Origin of the sequence: Actinoplanes sp. NPDC051851 (assembly GCF_040681165.1) — a bacterium.
In the GTDB taxonomy this organism is placed as follows: domain Bacteria; phylum Actinomycetota; class Actinomycetes; order Mycobacteriales; family Micromonosporaceae; genus Actinoplanes.
This window is the reverse complement of sequence record NZ_JBFAYF010000059.1, coordinates 1-17249: the sequence shown is the minus strand read 5'-3', so window position 1 is coordinate 17249 and position 17249 is coordinate 1. Positions and strand designations below refer to the sequence as shown.

The following is a 17249-nucleotide window of genomic DNA, read 5'->3' as shown; positions in this document are numbered from 1 at the left end:
CGGCAGGACCCGGACGCCGGGTGGTCAGGGGGCGGCCCGGCCCGGTCCGTCAGGAACCGGGTGTACGGACGGGGAGGACCGGGTGAGCGACGAGGACGAGGGGGCCGCGGACGGTGCGGTCGTCATGCGCGCGCCGGCCGGGGACGGTGACCTGGGCGAGGCGGTGCGCGCCTTCGAACGGCTGCCGGAGCGGGCGCCCGGCCGGGCCGCCGTCGCCGCCGGTCTGATCGAGGCGATCTTCCGGACCGGGCGGATGCCGCCGCCGGGTGTCGCCCGGGCGATACCCGCTCTGCTCGCGGCCGCCGACGCCGATCCGCCGGCCGCCCCGGGATGGCCGCGGGTGCGGACCGCCGCCGCGGCCATGGTCCTGGTGCAGGGCTCCGCCGCCGACCCGGCCGGGAGCCTGGACCGGCTGGAGGAGCTGGCCGCCGCACACCCCGGCGACCCCGGTCTGCAGACCCTGTTCGCCACCGCCCGGACGGCCCTGCGGTTCGCCGTCGCGGTCCGGCAGGGTGACCCGGGCGCGCTGTCCCGGATGCCCGCGGAGCTCGCCGGCCTGCTCGCCGGGCTGCCCCCGGGGCTGGACCGGCTGCCGGAGGCCGAGGTCCTGCGCCGGATGACCGCGATGGTCGCCGAACAGCGGTTCGACCCCGGCGCCATCCGGGACGTCATCGCGGGCCTGGAGCCGGAGAACGCGGTCCGGGCCGCCGTCGAGGAGTCGTCCGCCGGGATCATCGCGTTCGCCGGGCTCACCGGGGACGGCGCGACCCGGTTCACCGACGACCAGCTGGCCGACTTCGTCGCGCACGCCGAACGGCCCGGCGCCGGCGCCACCGACCGGGCCCTGCGGCACAGCCAGGTGGGCATGGCCGCGCACTGGGCCGGCCGCGAGTCCGATCCCGGCCGCCTCGCGCTCGGCATCGAGCACCTGCGGCTCGCCGTCGAGGTCGCCGGGCCGGACGCCCCGGAGCGGGTGTACCACCTGGGCGTGCTCGCCACCGGGCTGCTGCGCCGGCACGAGGTCTCCGGTACGGGCGCCGACCTGCGCGAGGCCGCCGACGTGATCGAGCGGGCCACCGCCGCGGCCGGCGGGCCGCACCACCCGCAGTGGCAGATGGTCAGCGCGATCGCCGGGCAGATCCGTCGGCTGCGGGGCGACCGGGACGGCACCGACCGGGTCGCCCTCGACGGACTGCGCGGCACCGTCTGGCAGGTGCTGATCCAGCCCGACCTCGCCTCCGCCGCCGTCGTGGTGCGCGCCGCCGGGGACCAGGCCGTCGAGGTGGCCCGCCAGTACCTGGCCGTCGGCGACCCGGCGACCGCCATCGCCGCCCTGGACGCGGGCCGCGGTCTCGCGCTCTTCGCCGCCACCGCGACCGGCTCCCTCGCCGACCGCCTGGCCGGGGCGGGTGAGGACGCGCTCGCGGACCGCTGGCGGACCGCCGCGGCCACCGGCGACCCCGAGGCGATCCCGGCCGGGCTGCGCCGCGACGTGATGACCGTCCTCACCCGGGACGGCGGCGCCGCGGACCTGCTGGACCCGCCGTCGTACGCCGAGATCCAGCGGGCGCTCACCGATCTGGACGCGGACGCTCTGGTGTACCTGGTGCCCGGCGAGGGGGTCCGGCCCGGGCACGCCGTCCTCGCCCCGGCCGCCGGGCCGCCCAGCTTCCTGGCGCTGGCCTCGCTCGGCCCCGGCGCCGTGCCCCGCCTCGACGACTACCTCTCCGCGCTGGCCCAGCGGGACCTGAGCGCCGACGAGGACGGGCCGGACGGCGGTGACGGCCTCGCGTCCCGGCTGGCCGACATCGGCCGCTGGTCCTGGGACGCCGCGATGTGCCCGCTGATCGAGACCTACCTTCCCCGGCTTCCGGTACGGCCGGACCGCCCGCCCCGGATCGTGCTGATCCCGATGGGTGACCTCGCCCGCATCCCGTGGCAGGCGGCCCGCCGCCCGGACGGCCGCTACGCCGTCGAGCTGATCGCGATCTCCCAGGCCGCCTCGGCCCGGATGCTGGTCCGCTCCGCGGCGCTGCCCGCCGTCCCGCTCTCCCCCGCCGGGCTGGTCGTCGGTGACCCGGAGAGCCCGCCTGCGGAGCGGGCCCGGCCGCTGCCCGCGGCCCGGGTGGAGGCGTACGCGATCCGCCAGGCCTTCTATCCCGGCGCCCGCTACCTGGGGCGCCGCCCGGACGGGTCGCCCAGCCGGTCCGGCCGGGGCACCGCCGGCGAGGTCCGCGCCTGGCTCACCACGCCCGGGCCGGCCGCCGGAGCGATGGTCCACCTGGCGTGTCACGGCTTCGTGCAGACCGGCGGGGACCGCGCGACCGCGTACCTGCAGCTCGCCGGCGGCGACCGGGCGACCGGCGGCCCGCAACGCGACGACGGGGACCGGGCGGCCGGCGGCCCGCAACGCGCCGGCCGGGACCGGGGCCGGCTGACCGCGGACGAGCTGGTCACCCTGCTCGGCGCGGTGCCGGAGCGGGCGGTCGGCCTGGTGGTGCTCGCCGCCTGCCGGACCGGCCTGTCGCTGAACGGGTACGACGAGGCGTACAGCCTGGCCACCGCGTTCCTGGCCGGCGGCGCGCGGACCGTGGTGTCGAGTCAGTGGAACGTGCCGGACAGCACCACCTCGGCACTGATGTTCATGGTGCACCGCAAGCTGCGGGTCGAGGGGCGGCCCCCGTGGGCGGCGCTGCGCGAGGCGCAGCTGTGGATGCTCGACCCGGACCGGGAGATCCCCGCGGAGATGCCGGACGCGCTGCGCGACCGGCTGGGCGGCGCCGACCTCGGCGCGGTGGCGGCCTGGGCGGCCTTCCTTCATGGAGGACAGTGATGACACCGGAGAGCCGGGACGTCCGGGACCTGATCGAGGAGGGCGCCGGGCTGACCGACCGCTTCCTGCGCGCCGGGCCGGGCACCCCGGCGGCCCGCCCGCACCTGGACCGGGCGATCGACGTGCTGGAGAGCGCCTACCGGCGCCTCGACGCGGGTCAGATGCTGCGCGGCGGGCTCGCCGGGCAGCTCGGGTGGCTGTACGGCGTACGGCACCTCGCGCACGGCGGGGACCGGGGAGACCGTGTCACGGCGATGCGCCTGCTCGAGGAGTCCCTCGCGTCCCCGCAGCCACAGGCGGTGATCGCGGGCGGCTCGAAGCTCGTGCTGGGACAGCTGCTGCTCGCCGGGATGACCGCGAGGATGAGCTCGCCCGGCGCGATGACGGACCTGATGGCGGGCCGTGGCCGCCCGGACGGGGCGCGCGACGCGGACCGGGCGATCGCCCTGTTCCGGGAGGTCGCCGAGGGCCCGCCGGTCAGCCCGCAGCTGACCTCGGCGGCGCGGACGCTGCTCACCGTCGCCGAGGCGCTCCGGGGGATGGCCGGCGGGCCGGGCGGCATGGACTTCGGCGGGCTGGCCCGCGCGATGAGCGCGATGCAGGACTTCCAGCGGCAGACCGCCGGCGGCGGGACCGGCATGGTCCCGCCGCCGGTCCCGGACCTGTCCGCGCTGCTCGGGCCCGCGGTCACCCGGCCGTTCGACGAGCACGACGAGCCGATCGTGGTACCCGCCCCGGCCCGGGTCGCGGTGGTCGACGGCCCGGTGCCCGGCGGCGGCCCACCGCCGCGGCCGCGCCCGGCGCCGATCGCGGCCGCACCCGCCGCGGAGCTGCGCGCGCTGCTGCCCGGCGATCCGGTCGCCCTGTTGGAGAGCCCGGACCCCGCCGGGGTCGACGAGCGGGTCGCGCTCGCCGCCGCGGCGGCGGAGGCACCCGGCGCGGAGCCCGCCGACCACCTCGCCCTGGCCGCCGCCCTGATCGCCCGGCACCGGGCGGACGGCGGCAGCGGCTGGCCGGGCGGCCCCGACGACCTGCGGATCGCGGCCGGCTGTCTCGCCCGGATCGCGCCGGACCTGCCCGGGATGGCGCCCGGCCAGGTCGCGGCGGCCGTCCGGGTCGACGCCGCGCTGCCCGGGCCGGGGCGGCTCGACGAGGCGTTCACCGAGGTGACGGCCGCACTGCGGAAGAGCGGCATCGCCGCCCTGGTCTTCGGCCCGGCGGTGCTGCACGCCGGCACCGGGCGACTGGAACCGGCGGACCCGGACCGGGCGTGGACCGGGCGGATCGCCGCCCTGGTGCCGGTCGCGGGCGACGCCGTGGTCTCCCACGTCCGGAGCGCCGGGCAGCTCGTCGCGCTGGTCCGCCGGGGCCGCCGTCCGGTCGCCGGGGACCCGGTCTTCGTCGCCAACCCGCGCCGGGACCGGGACGGCGCCACCGTCGACGCGCTGCGGTTGCGCCGCGCCTTCCACCCCCGCTCCACCGGCCTCGGCACCACGGTCGAGCAGTGCGACGGCGCCGGTACGCCCGCCGAGGTCGCCGCCCGCCTGGACGCCTCGCTGCTCCACCTGGGCTGCGGGGTGACGCCCTCGGGCGACCTGGAACTGGCCGGGCCGGCCCTGCTGACCGCCGCCGAGATCGCCGGGACGGCGGCGCCCGCGGGCCCCGGCGGCGTCGCGATCCTGCCGCCGGACCCGGGCGCCCTGACCGGGCTGGGTGCGGCGCTGCTGGCCCGCGGGTACGCCGCGGTGATCGGCTTCACCGCGCCGCTGCCGGAGCGGGTGGCCTCGCTCGTCTACTGGATGCTGCACGCGGCGCTGGTCGACGACGGGGTGGGACCGGCCGGGGCGGTGGCGGCGGCCCGCGCGTGGCTGGCCGATCCGGAGCGCGCGGTGCCGGGCCTGCTGGCCGCCGAGTACGCGAGTGTCACCGCCGATCTCGACCTGCGGGATCCGGCGTACGCCCGGGCCCTGGTCTGCCACGGCCTGTAGCCCGGAGGGTCTGCTCATGCGCGGTGCCGTGCTGCCGAAGAGAGCGGGGTGACCGCCCGCCTCGTCCCGGTGCTGCGCGCCGCCGTGGTGGCGCTGGCCCTCGGCGTGTTCGCGGTACGCCTGGCCGGGTTGCCCGGCGGCTGGCCGGACTGGCTGCCGGACGCCGCCACCTGCGCCGTGCACGGGGTCGTGGTGCTGCTGATGGCGCTGCGCGTCGCGCGGGTCCGGGCGCAGCGGCTCGCCTGGTCGGCGTTCACGCTCAGCGTCTGCACGTACGTGTCCGCCCAGGCGTACGCCTGGGCGCACGGCCCGGGCGCGCCGATGGTGCTGCCGGGCCTCTCCTGGGCCGACATCGGCTGGCTGGCGTACTACCCGCTGGCCTTCGCCGGGCTGCTCTGCCTGCTCTACGACCGGGCGCCCACCGGCCAGGCGCTGCTCGACGGCGCCACCTCGGGTCTGGGCGCCGCGGCGGTCTTCTCCGCGTTCGTCATCGACGGGCTGATCGGCGCGGGCGCCGTCGGCGAGATCGTCGGGCTGGCCTATCCGGTGGCCGACGCGCTCCTGGTGGGCACCCTCTCGGCCCAGCTGGCGCTCGGCGGCTGGAGCGGCGCCACCAGCACGCTGATCATGGGTGGTTTCACCCTGACGGCTGCGGCGGACACCGCGTACACGGTGATCGACGCCGGACCCTCGGGCACCGGGCTGATCGACGTGCTCTACCTGCTGGGCATCGTCGCCATCGGGCTGGCGGCCGGGCAGCCGCAGCGTCCGGTCCGGGACGACGTGGACCGCAACTCGCTGCGGGTGGCGATCCTCTTCGCCGTCGGGGCGCTGGTGGTGCTGCTGGTGGCGAGCCGCGAGCGGATGTCGCTGATCACCGTGTCGCTGGCCGGGCTGACGCTGGTCGCGGTGGTGCTGCGGGTGGTCACCACGTTCCGGGACATGGAGGCGGCGGGACGGCTGCGGCACCTGGAGGCGCGGCGGGACGCGCTGACCGGGCTGGCCAACCGGCGTGCGGTGCTGGAGCGGCTGGAGACCCTGCGGCAGCGGCCGGACCGGGAGCCGGTAGCGCTGCTGCTGCTCGACCTGGACCGGTTCAAGCAGGTCAACGACGTGTACGGGCATCAGGCCGGCGACGACCTGCTGCATCAGGTGGCGCTGCGGCTGGGCGAGGCGGCCGGCGACGGCGTGCTGGTGGGCCGGCTCGGCGGCGACGAGTTCGTGATGGTGGCCGACGGTGCGCCGGCCGGGCCGGAGAGCGTCGCGGCCCTCGCCCGCCGGGTCCGGGAGCGTCTCTGCGACGGCTACCGGCTGACCGGACCGGACGGCACGATCGGCGCGAGCATCGACGTGAGCATCGGTATCGCGATCCGCGACGACGCCGATCCGGGCGGGCTGCTGCGGGACGCGGACATCGCGATGTACCAGGCGAAACGCGCGGGCGGCGGGCACGTCCTGTTCGACCTCGCCTCCTAGCCATTGAGGATCGGGCTCGCCGCCGCCTAGGCTTGGATCGTCATATGTCGATCAATTGCGAGGGTCCGGGCGGGAGCGCGATTGATAGAGATAGAGGCGATCTCACACACCTTCGCTTCCCGTACGGGGGCGGTCGCGGCACTGCGCGACGTCAGCCTCTCGATCGGGACCGGTGAGTTCGTCGCGGTGCTCGGCCGGTCCGGCTGCGGCAAGTCCACGCTGCTCCGGACGATCGCCGGACTGCTGCGGCCGACCGCCGGGCGGGTCCTGGTGGACGGCGCCGCGGTGACCCGCCCGAGCCGCGACGTGCCGCTGATGTTCCAGCGGCCGGCCCTGCTGCCGTGGCGCTCGGTGCTGGACAACGTGCTGCTGCCGGTCGAGTTCGCCGGGCGGCGGCGGGCGGCGTACCGGGAACGCGCCGCCGAGCTGCTCGCGCTGACCGGCCTGGACGGCGCCGAACGGGTGGCGCCCGCCGAGCTCTCCGGCGGCATGCAGCAGCGGGCGGCGCTGTGCCGGTCGCTGATCCTGCGACCGCGGGCACTACTGCTGGACGAGCCGTTCTCCGCGCTCGACGCGATCACCCGCACCGAGCTCGCCGGGGAGCTGCAGCGCATCCACATGACCGAGGGCACCACGATGGTGCTGGTCACCCACTCGATCGAGGAGGCGGTCCTGCTCGCCGACCGGGTCGTGGTCCTCTCCTCCCGGCCGGGCAGCGTCCGGCGGGTGCTCGCCATCGGCATCCCGCGGCCCCGGGCGGCGGACTCCGGGGCGTACCAGGAGAGCGCCGGCAAGCCGGCCGCCGAGCTGCACCACCTGCTGCTGACCGGCGGCCACTAGGTGTCCCGGAACCGGGCCCGGCCGGCGCCACCGAGCTGATGCACCGGGCCCGGCCCGGCCGTGTACGAGGCCGAGCGCCGCGGCGACCACAGCGCCCAGCGCTACCTCCCCCCGATCCCCGCCTGACGGCCACTCCCCTCGCGGTCTTGGCAACCCATGCCTATATATCGACATTCTGAGGGGGAGAGACGCCGGCCGGTGGGGGCGGTGCCGGTCAGGTGAGGCGGGAGAGGACCTCGGCCAGGTCGGCGGCGGCGGCGTCGGCGTGGTGGAGGTCGTCGGGGGTGTAACTGCCGGGGCTGTGCAGCAGGTTGAGGCAGCCGAGGAAGCGGCCGTCGTGGACCACGACCGCGTTGATGGCCGCGCCGAGACGCAGGGCGGCCAGGGTGCCGTGGTGCTCGAACGCGTCGGAGGCCAGGTCGCCCGGGTCGTCGGCGAGGTAGGACTCCTGGCGCACCACGCACTGCTCGATCCAGTCGTCGCCGAGGCCGGCCGAGACGCCGCCGGGGCGGTAGACCTCGGGCATCGAGGTGTAGACCCGGACCAGGTCCCGGCTGCCGGGACGCCAGAGCGAGACCGTCGCCAGCCGCGCGCCGACCCGGTCGACCGCCCGCCCGACGGCCGCCTCGATCGCCGCGGACTCGATCGCCGGGATCGCGAGATCGACGACGTCCTCCTCGACCGGGGCGGGCGAGGATGGCGGCGAAACGGCCGCGGCGGGCGACCGCGGCCGGGGCACCGGCGGGGCGGAGGCGGCGGCGGAGCGGCTGACCAGCATCACTCCGGCGACGGCGATGCAGCCGCCGAGGATCGCGGCGGGGGACGGGACCTGGTCGAGCAGCAGCCAGCCGAGCGTGATGGAGAAGAGCGGGACCGCGAAGAGCAGCGATCCGCCCTCGGCCACGCTCGTCTCCGCGAGGGAGAGGGCCCAGAACGAGTAGGCGAGCACGGTGCTGACCACGACGAGGACCGCGAGCGCGATCCAGGTCCGGCCGGTCCACGCGCCGAGGCGCAGGTCGAACGGGGCGAGCGGGAGGGTCAGCAGGCCGCCCCAGAGGCAGCCCCAGAAGACCATCTCGGTGGCCGGAATGCGGCTGAGCAGCGGTTGCTGCCGGATAAGGTAGAGCGCGAGGATCAACGCCGCCACCAGGATGATCAGTGCGTTCCAGTCGAGGCCGAGACGGCCCCCGCCGAAGACCGCGACCATCGCGACCCCGGCCGTGGCGACGACCGTCCCGGCGACGCCGCGCCGCGTGATCCGCTCGCCGAGCAACAGGTGGCCGAGGATCAGCGCGAAGACCGGTGACGTGTTCAGCAGCAGGCTGGTCGTCCCGGCCGGCACCGTCGTCTGCCCGAGGTTGAGCAGGGTGCCGTACACGGCGTAGCCGATCGCGGAGACCACGAAGACCCGGACCAGGTCACCCCGCCGGGCGGTCAGCGGGCGCCGCCGGATCAGCAGGAAGAGGCCGATCACCAGCGCCGCCCCGAGGAAGCGCACCGGGGTCAGGTCGAGCGGGCTGATCACCCGGAGGAGTTCCCCGGTGGCCACGTAGGTGGGCGCCGACGTGATCACCATCAGGGTGCCGGGACGGCGTAGCCAGGTCAACTGCACGGACGTTCCCCACCCCGGTCGGTTACATGATCTTTACAGGCCGCCATTGCCAACCACAGGCCTTATTCGTACGGTACATCAAATAGCTTGCACGACTGTTTGAATAGGCCTCTGGAAGGGTCCCCGTGGTAGATCGCTCGAACTCCCTCGCCGGCGCCGCGCTGTCGCGCCGATCCCTGCTCGCCGGGTCCGGCCTGGCGGTCCTCTCCACCGCGTTCCTCGCGGCCTGCGGCAGCGGCGGATCCGCCCTGCCGTCCGGCTCGGGCGCCGCCACCGGGACCGCCAAGCAGGGCGGCACGCTGCGGATCGCCCGCCCGCCGGCCTCCACCGCGGAGACCCTCGACCCGGCCAGCTCGCTCTCCGCGTACGAGTACCTCGGCGCGCTCTACAACCGCCTGGTCAAGCTCGACGAGGCGGGCAGCGTCCAGCCCGACCTGGCCGCCTCCTGGGAGACCTCCACCGACGCCAAGACCTGGACGTTCACGCTGCGCACCGGGGTCACCTGGCACGACGGGAAGTCGTTCACCGCGCAGGACGTCGTCTACTCGATCCAGCACATCCTGGACCCGGCGACCAAGTCACCGCAGGCCGCGGTCCTCTCCACCTTCGTCGACGGCGACTCGGTCACCGCGAAGGACGCGACCACCGTCGTCTTCACCCTGGCCAAGCCGAACGCCGAGTTCGCCAGCCTGCTGACCAGCTACAACTGCTACATCATCCCGGACGGCTCGGCCGCCACCATCGGCAAGACCGGCATCGGCACCGGCCCCTTCACGCTCGCCTCCTTCCAGGCCGCCGGCCCCGGCAAGCTGACCCGCAACGACTCCTACTTCGGCGGCAAGGCCAAGCTCGACACCATCGAGTTCTCCTCGATCTCGGACACCCAGGCCCGGGTGAACGCGCTGCTCGCCGGGCAGGTCGACTTCATCTCGCAGACGAACCTCGACTACGCCACCTCGCAGACCGTGCTCGCCTCCTCGGTCGCGACGGTCGCCTCGGTCAAGAACGCCCAGTGGTACACCGTGCCGATGCTGGACACCTCGGCCGAGTTCAAGAACCCGCTGGTCCGCAAGGCGCTCGCGCACGCGTACAACCCCACCGACGTCATGCAGCTCGCGGTGCACGGCGCCGGCACGATCGCGCGCAACAACCCGGTTCCGCCGACCGACGCGTACTACCTGGACTACGGGCTCGACTACGACCTGGACAAGGCGAAGTCGCTGCTCTCTCAGGCCGGGATCAGCTCGCTGTCGGTGGACATCTACACCTCCAGCTACGACTCGGTGCTCAGCCCGCTCGCCCTCGCGCTCAAGGGCAGCGTCGCCGCGGCCGGGATCACGCTGACCGTGAAGAACTCCTCGGCGGACTCCTACTACACCGACGTGTGGATGAAGAAGCCGCTGATGACCAGCTACTGGTACACCGGGCGGCCCATCGACCAGCTGCTCAACCAGCTGTTCCGCTCCGGGTCGTCGTACAACGAGAACGCGTACGCCAACGCCACCCTGGACCAGACCCTGGACGCCGCGCGGGCCACCGTCGACGACGCCAAGCGCAAGACGCTCTACCAGGACGCGCAGAAGATCCTGATCGACGACGGCGCCGTGCTCACCCCGTTCTTCGCCGACCGCCTCGTCGGGATCGGCAAGAACGTGGCCGGCTACCAGGAGTACGGCTTCGAGTTCGACTACCTCGGCATCGGGCTGGTGGCGTAGCAGATGCCGACCCGTATGGTGCTCGTCCGGCTGGGCGGCGCGCTCGTCACGATCCTGCTCTCCGCGGTGCTCGTGTTCGCGGCGATCCAGTCCCTGCCCGGCGACGCGGCCACCCAGATCCTGGGCCAGAACGCGACACCGGAGGCGGTGGCCACGCTGCGCACGCAGCTCGGCCTGGACCAGCCGCCGGTGCAGCGCTTCCTCAGCTGGCTCGGCCACGCGCTGACCGGGGACTTCGGCACCTCCCTGGCGAGCGGCGAGCCGGTCGGGTCCGAGGTCGGGCACGCGCTGCTCAACACCTCGTTCCTGGCCGCGGTCACCATCCTGGTCGGCTTCGTCCTCGCCTGCCTGCTCGGGCTGGTGGCGGGCATCTTCCGGGACCGCTGGCCGGACTCGGTGATCTCCACCCTGGCGCTGATCGGCATGAGCGTGCCCGAGTTCATCGTGGCCACGCTCCTGGTGCTGCTCTTCGCCATCAAGATCCCGATCTTCCCGGCCGTGGTCACCGCCGGGTCGAACGCCACCATCGCCGAACTGCTCCCCTCGATGGCGCTGCCGGCGCTGGCCCTGGTGCTGGTGTCGGCGGCGTACATCATCCGGATGATGCGCACCTCGGTCATCGACGTGATGGAGACCGACTACGTGCGGACCGCCCGGCTCAAGGGGGTGGCGCCGGTCCGGCTGGTCCTGCGCCACGTGGTGCCGAGCGCCATCCTGCCCACCCTGAACGTCATCGCCATGAACGTGGCGTGGCTGATCGGTGGCGTCGTGGTGGTGGAGAGCATCTTCAACTACCCGGGCCTGGGCACCCTGATGATCCGCTCGGTGCAGAACCGGGACCTGCCGGTCATCCTGCTGATCGCGGTACTCAGCGCGGTCACCTACGTGCTCTGCAACCTGCTCGCCGACCTCGCGGCAGTCCTGCTCAACCCGCGTCTGCGCTACCCGAGGAGGGCACGTTGACCGCCACCGCACGCCGCCGGGGACTGCCCCGGGTGGTCCGCTCCATCCTGCGGTCCCGTTCGGCCACCATCGGGTTCGGCCTGGTGCTGCTGCACGTACTGCTCGCCCTGCTGGCCCCGGTGCTGGCCCAGCACGACCCGGTCGTCAACGACCCGAACGCGGTGCTGCAGCTGCCCGGCGGGGCGTACCCGCTCGGCACCGACACGCTGGGCCGCGACATCCTGTCCCGGACGCTGTACGGCGGCCGGTACGCGCTCACCACCAGCCTCACCGCGACCGCCATCGTGGTCCTGCTCGGCACGGTCATCGCCGGGCTGGCCGCGTTCTACGGCGGGTGGCTGGACGATCTGATCACCCGGGTGCTCGACTCGGTGCTGGCCGTCCCGGCGATCCTGTCGCTGCTGGTGGTGGTGACCGTCTTCGGCTCCGGCACCTGGGTACTGATCATGGCGATCGTGGTGGTCTACACCGGCGGGGTGATCCGGATCGTCCGGGCCGCGGCGATGGACGTGCTCCCCCGGGACTACGTCACCGCCGCCCGGGCCCGCGGCGAGGGGGTCTGGTACATCCTGGCCCGCGAGGTGCTGCCGAACATCCTCGACGTGGTCCTGGTCGAGTTCGCGATGCGCGCCTCCTGGGTGCTGCTGCTGATCAGCTCCCTGTCGTTCCTCGGGTTCGGCGCGAACCCGCCGACCCCCGACTGGGGCCTGATGGTCGCCGAGAACCGCAGCCTGATGGCGCTGGTCCCGCTCGCCACGGTCGCCCCGATGGTGTCGCTCGCGACGCTGATCGTCGGCCTCAACCTCGCCTCCGACGGCCTCGCCAAGAGCCTCGGGGTGGACCGGATGAAGGAGATCGTCGGATGACGGCCGTCGTCGAGATCAAGGATCTGGGCGTCTCCTACACCTCCGGGGACCGCCGGGTCGACGTGCTCAGCGAGGTGACCCTGCGGCTGGAACGCGGCGACGTGCTCGGCCTGGTCGGCGAGTCCGGCTCCGGGAAGTCCACCCTCGCCGGCACCCTGCTCGCCTCGCTGCGGACCTCGTCGTTCATCTCCTCCGGCACCGTCACGGTCGAGGGCCAGGACGTCTTCCAGCTGCAGGGGAGGAAGCTGCGGGAGTTCCGGGCCACCCGGGTCGCGCTCGTACCGCAGAACGCGGGCGCCGCGCTGACCCCGACCATGAAGATCGTGGACCAGCTGGCCGAGGCCTTCGCCAAGGAGGGCCTGGCGTCCCGCCAGGAGCGGCGGGCCCGGGCCGAGGAATTGTTGAAGACGGTACGGCTACCGAACCCGGCCGCCGCGTTGGACCGCTACCCGCACCAGTTCTCCGGCGGCCAGCAGCAGCGCATCGGCATCGCCATGGCGCTCGCCGCCCGCCCCTCGGTACTGGTCCTCGACGAGCCGACCACCGGGCTCGACGTGGTCACCCAGGCCGCCATCCTGGACACGCTCTCTCGGCTGCAACGGGAGCTCGGCATGTCGATGGTGCTGGTCAGCCACGACCTCGGCGTGATCGACCGGATGTGCACGCACATCGCGGTGCTGCGCGACGGCCGGATCGTCGAGTCAGGGCCGACCCGGACGGTGCTGAGCGAACCCGCGCACGCCTACACCCGGGGGCTGATCGCCAGCGTGCCGCGGATCGCCGTGCCCGGCATCCCGCCGAGCATCGACGGCACCGACGCCCTCACCGTCCGCGAGGCACCCACCGGCACCGCGAAGGTCCTGGAGGTCCGCGACCTCACCGTCGACTACCGGCACAAGCACGTGCCGGGCACCGGGCCGACCGTGCACGGGGTGGAGCTGGACGTGCACGCCGGGGAGATCGTCGCGCTGGTCGGCGAGTCCGGCTCCGGCAAGTCGACGATCGCCAACGTGATCGCCGGGCTGCAGCGGCGCGAGGCCGGCACGCTCACCCTGAGCGGCGCGACCACCCTGGAACCGACCGTGGCCCGCCGGACCAAGCCGGTCCGCCAGGCGGTCCAGTTCATCTTCCAGAACGCGGACACCTCGCTCAACCCGCGCCGGACCGTCCGGAACGCGGTCGACCGGCCGCTGCGGCTCTTCGACGTGCGCGGCCGGTCGGTCGAGAAGACCCTGGCCGAGGTCGACCTGGACGGCGGGTTCGCCGAGCGCCTCCCCGGGCAGCTCTCCGGCGGGCAGCGGCAGCGGGTCGGCATCGCCCGCGCGATGGCCGCCGAGCCCACCCTGGTGCTCGCCGACGAGATCGTCTCGGCCCTGGACGTCTCGGTGCAGTCGTCGATCCTGCGCCTGATGGACCGGCTCTCCCGGGAGAAGGGCCTCGGCGTCCTCTTCATCACGCACGACCTCGCCGTGGTCCGGGCGGTCGCCGACCGGATCGTGGTGCTCTACCTCGGGCGGGTCGTCGAGCAGGGCCGCGTCGACGACATCTTCGGCGAGGTCGGCCACCCGTACACGAGGATCCTGCTGGACGCGGTGATCGAGCTCGGCGACGACCACGACGCGGCCGCGCCGGCCCGGCAGGACGAGATCCCGGACGCGCCGCCGGAGCACGGGTGCGCGTTCGCGAGCCGCTGCCCGCTCGTCCGGGACGTCTGCCGGGTGGAGACGCCGCCGGTCGTCCCGCTCTCCCCCACCCACACCATCCACTGCCACGTCGTAGGAGCCGAGCAATGAGAATCACCACGACGTTCCCCCGGGCGACGACGGTCTGGGAGCACGTGTGGATCCCGATGCGCGACGGCACCCAGCTGGCCGCCACCATCTGGCTGCCCGAGGACGCGGCGGAGGATCCCGTACCGGTGCTGCTGGAATATCTGCCCTATCGCCGGGGTGACTGGACCGCGCCCCGGGACGCGCAACGCCACCCCTGGTACGCCGGGCACGGCTACGCCTCGGTCCGGGTCGACATGCGCGGCAGCGGCGACTCCGAGGGCGTGATGCTCGACGAGTACCACGCGCAGGAGCAGCAGGACGCGCTCGACGTGATCGCCTGGCTCGCCGCGCAGCCCTGGTCGACCGGGAAGGTCGGCATGTTCGGCATCTCCTGGGGCGGCTTCAACGCGCTGCAGGTCGCCGCCGAACGGCCCCCGGCGCTCAAGGCCATCGTGACGGTCTGCTCCACCGACGACCGGTACGCCGACGACGTGCACTACTACGGCGGCGCGCTGCTCGGCATCGACATGGCCGCCTGGTCCGGCACCATGCTCGCCTTCCAGAGCCGTCCCCCGGCGCCGTGGCGGGTCGGCGAGGACTGGGAGCCGATGTGGAAGGAGCGGATGGAGGCGCTGCGGCCGTTCGCGGAGATCTGGATGTCGCACCAGGAGCGCGACGACTACTGGCGGCACGGGTCGGTCTGCGAGGACTACCGCCGGATCGACGCGGCGGTGCTCGCCGTCGGGGGCTGGGCGGACCCGTACCGGAACGCGGTCCTGAGGTTGATGGAGAACCTGGACGCGCCCTGCCGTGGACTGATCGGCCCCTGGTCGCACCAGTATCCGGACATCGCCCGGACGCCCGGGCCGACCATCGGCTTCCTCCAGGAGACCCTGCGCTGGTGGGACCACTGGCTCAAGGGCGAGCAGAACGGCGTGATGGACGAGCCGCCGCTGCACGTCTACCAGCAGGAGTCGGCCCGCCCGGCGACGCACTACCCGGAACGGCCCGGCACCTGGGTGGCGCTGCCCGGCTGGCCCGCCGCCGAGGTCCCGGAGCGCACCCTCGGCCTGGCCCGGGACTTCCGGACCCTGGCCGCCGGTGCCGACGGGCACGTGGTCGTCGACACCCCGCAGCACACCGGGGTGGACGCGGGCCGGTGGTTCCCGTTCGGCAACCGCTCCGACCTGCCGCCGGACCAGCGCGGCGAGGACGGCCGGTCGGTCGTCTTCGACACCGGGCCGCTGGGGACCGGCCTGAACATCCTCGGCATGCCCCGGCTGCGGCTGCGGGTCGCCGCCTCGGCACCGCGGGCGAACGTGATGGTCCGGCTCTGCGACGTGGCGCCGGACGGCTCGTCCACGCTGATCACCCGGGGCGCGCTCAACCTGGCCCGCCGCAACGGCATGGACCGGGCCGACGAACTCACCCCGGGAGAGTGGGTGGACGCCGAGGTCGAGCTGACCGCGATCGGCTGGACCGTCCCGGCCGGGCACCGGCTGCGGATCGCGCTCTCCACCACCTACTGGCCATGGCTCTGGCCGCACGGCGAGCACGTCGCGGTCACCGTCGACCCGGCGGCGAGCGAACTGATCGTCGGCGACCTCGCCGCCTCTTCTCTGCTTCGCGCGCACCCGGGGTTCGGCGAGCCGGAGCAGGCCGCGGCGCTGCCGATCGTCGCCGGGCCGCCGCCGGTCGTCCGGCCCGAGCGCGAGGTCCGCTACGAGCCGGAGACGGAGCGCTGGGTGCTCACCGTCGACCCGAACTACGGCGGCAACCGGGTCTTCCCGGACGGGCTGAACTACCGGGAGACCGCGCTGGAGCGGTACACCATCGCGGAGGACGACCCGCTCTCCGCGACCGCCGAGTCACAGTGGACCATCGGCCTGGAACGCGGCGACTGGCGGGTCGTCATCGACACCACCTCGCTGATCACCGCCACCGCCACGCATTTCACGCTCACCAACACGGTCCGCGCCACCCTCGGCGATAAGGTCTGGTTCGAACGGACCTTCGTCAAGGACATCGATCGTTCCTCGGTCTGAAAGGATCTCATCTGTGGTGACCGGAGCACGGGAGGCCGGGCGGCCGCGAGCGAAGGCCAAGGCGGAGGCCGAACGCCAGCGGCACCCCACCGAGGTCCGCCGCCGGCTGGTGATCGAGTCCGCCCGCGACCTGATCGCCGACAAGGGCCTCTTCAACGTCAAGGTCCGGGACATCTCGGCCGCCTGCTCGGTCTCCCCCGGCACGATCGTCTACCACTTCCGCAGCCTCGACGAGGTGCTCTGGGAGGTGATCAAGGCGGAGACCGCGGACTTCTACGTCCCCCTCCAGGAGAGCGTCCGCGACTCCGGCGACGCCGCCGCCGAGCTCTTCACCTTCCTCGGCGCGATGTTCTCCGACGACCCGGACACCCGCCGCCACTGGCTGATCTGGCTCGACTTCTGGGCCGCCGCCGCCCGCGAGGACTCCTACGGCGAGTGGATGAACACCCACTACGACGGCTGGCGCCAGGCCCTGCGTGAGATCGCCGAACGCGGCACCGAACAGGGCACCTTCACCTGCGCCGACCCGTCCGCCTTCGCCATCGAGACGGCCGCCCTGGTCGACGGCCTGGCCGCCCAGTGCTACTCCCGCAAGTCCCGGATCACCGTCTCCGAGGCCCGCACCCACCTCCTCCAGGCGGTCGCCTCCCGTCTCTCCATCACCCCATGACCCCTTCTCCCGTACGGTCGGGGCCCGCGACCACGACACCCCACCGCGCGGCTGGTCGTCACGGGTGACCCTGCTGGTCAATTCTGGACTACCTGGGCGGGACGCCGGATCCTGTGACAGGGTGCCCGCCCGAACACTCGCCGCCTGCGGATCGTCGGCTTCGCCTGCCGGGGTTCGTTCATGGACCGGCCGTGCGGCACCCCCGGGCGGTGAGCTGGCGGTCCGGGGCGCCTCGTCCGGTCGGCTGGCGCTCCGGGGTGTCTCGGAGCGGTGGGCTGGCGCTCCGGGGTGTCTCGGAGCGGTGGGCTGGCGCTCCGGGGTGTCTCGGAGCGGTGGGCTGGCGGTCCGGGGTGTCTCGGGCGCCCGAGAGACCCGTGACCCTGCTGGCTTATTCGGTGCTGGTGTCCGTTCGTGGGACTGGGTGGGTAGGTTGTGTGGTTATGTCGATGCAGCCGAAGCCGTGGCCTGA

The 17249-nt window shown here is 73.9% G+C and carries 11 protein-coding genes; 10 read left to right on the top strand and 1 reads right to left on the bottom strand.

Features of this window, described 5'->3' with window-relative positions; translation table 11 throughout:
* The first annotated feature begins 82 nt into the window (after window positions 1-82).
* The 4 genes from AB0M08_RS37850 to AB0M08_RS37835 all read left to right on the top strand — a co-directional run bounded on the left by AB0M08_RS37850 (window position 83) and on the right by AB0M08_RS37835 (window position 7137).
* The gene (locus AB0M08_RS37850; protein WP_364504536.1) at window positions 83-2833 is read left to right on the top strand and encodes a CHAT domain-containing protein; all 2751 of its coding nucleotides are present in this window, start codon (window positions 83-85) and stop codon (window positions 2831-2833) included.
* Window positions 2833-4821, top strand: a complete 1989-nt coding sequence (locus AB0M08_RS37845; protein WP_364504534.1) for a hypothetical protein — start codon at window positions 2833-2835, stop codon at window positions 4819-4821. Before AB0M08_RS37850 ends, AB0M08_RS37845 begins: the two co-directional genes overlap by 1 nt.
* Before the next feature lie 48 nt (window positions 4822-4869).
* Window positions 4870-6297, top strand: a complete 1428-nt coding sequence (locus AB0M08_RS37840) for a GGDEF domain-containing protein (protein ID WP_364504532.1) — start codon at window positions 4870-4872, stop codon at window positions 6295-6297.
* An 81-nt stretch (window positions 6298-6378) separates the two neighbouring features.
* Window positions 6379-7137 (top strand): ABC transporter ATP-binding protein, encoded by a 759-nt coding sequence (locus tag AB0M08_RS37835; RefSeq protein WP_364504530.1) that lies wholly within the window; start codon window positions 6379-6381, stop codon window positions 7135-7137.
* A 214-nt stretch (window positions 7138-7351) separates the two neighbouring features.
* Here AB0M08_RS37835 and AB0M08_RS37830 read toward each other — a convergent pair whose 3' ends face one another.
* Window positions 7352-8749: a DMT family transporter gene (locus AB0M08_RS37830; protein WP_364504528.1), complete on the bottom strand. Its 1398-nt coding sequence runs from the start codon at window positions 8747-8749 to the stop codon at window positions 7352-7354.
* 125 nt (window positions 8750-8874) lie between these two features.
* Between AB0M08_RS37830 and AB0M08_RS37825 the strand changes: the two genes are divergently transcribed.
* The 6 genes from AB0M08_RS37825 to AB0M08_RS37800 are packed head-to-tail and all read left to right on the top strand — an operon-like array spanning window position 8875 to window position 16780.
* Window positions 8875-10464 carry an ABC transporter substrate-binding protein gene (locus AB0M08_RS37825; protein WP_364504526.1) on the top strand — a complete coding sequence of 530 codons (1590 nt, stop codon included), beginning with the start codon at window positions 8875-8877 and terminating at the stop codon, window positions 10462-10464.
* A 3-nt stretch (window positions 10465-10467) separates the two neighbouring features.
* Complete coding sequence (locus tag AB0M08_RS37820) at window positions 10468-11427, top strand: ABC transporter permease (protein ID WP_364504524.1); 960 nt, start codon at window positions 10468-10470, stop codon at window positions 11425-11427.
* The gene (locus tag AB0M08_RS37815; protein WP_364504522.1) at window positions 11424-12293 is read left to right on the top strand and encodes an ABC transporter permease; all 870 of its coding nucleotides are present in this window, start codon (window positions 11424-11426) and stop codon (window positions 12291-12293) included. The genes AB0M08_RS37820 and AB0M08_RS37815 overlap by 4 nt, the downstream gene beginning before the upstream one ends.
* Window positions 12290-14086, top strand: a complete 1797-nt coding sequence (locus tag AB0M08_RS37810) for an ABC transporter ATP-binding protein (RefSeq protein ID WP_364504520.1) — start codon at window positions 12290-12292, stop codon at window positions 14084-14086. Before AB0M08_RS37815 ends, AB0M08_RS37810 begins: the two co-directional genes overlap by 4 nt.
* The gene (locus AB0M08_RS37805) at window positions 14083-16110 is read left to right on the top strand and encodes a CocE/NonD family hydrolase (protein WP_364504518.1); all 2028 of its coding nucleotides are present in this window, start codon (window positions 14083-14085) and stop codon (window positions 16108-16110) included. The genes AB0M08_RS37810 and AB0M08_RS37805 overlap by 4 nt, the downstream gene beginning before the upstream one ends.
* A 13-nt stretch (window positions 16111-16123) precedes the next feature.
* Window positions 16124-16780, top strand: a complete 657-nt coding sequence (locus AB0M08_RS37800) for a TetR/AcrR family transcriptional regulator (RefSeq protein ID WP_364504516.1) — start codon at window positions 16124-16126, stop codon at window positions 16778-16780.
* Window positions 16781-17249 lie beyond the last annotated feature (469 nt).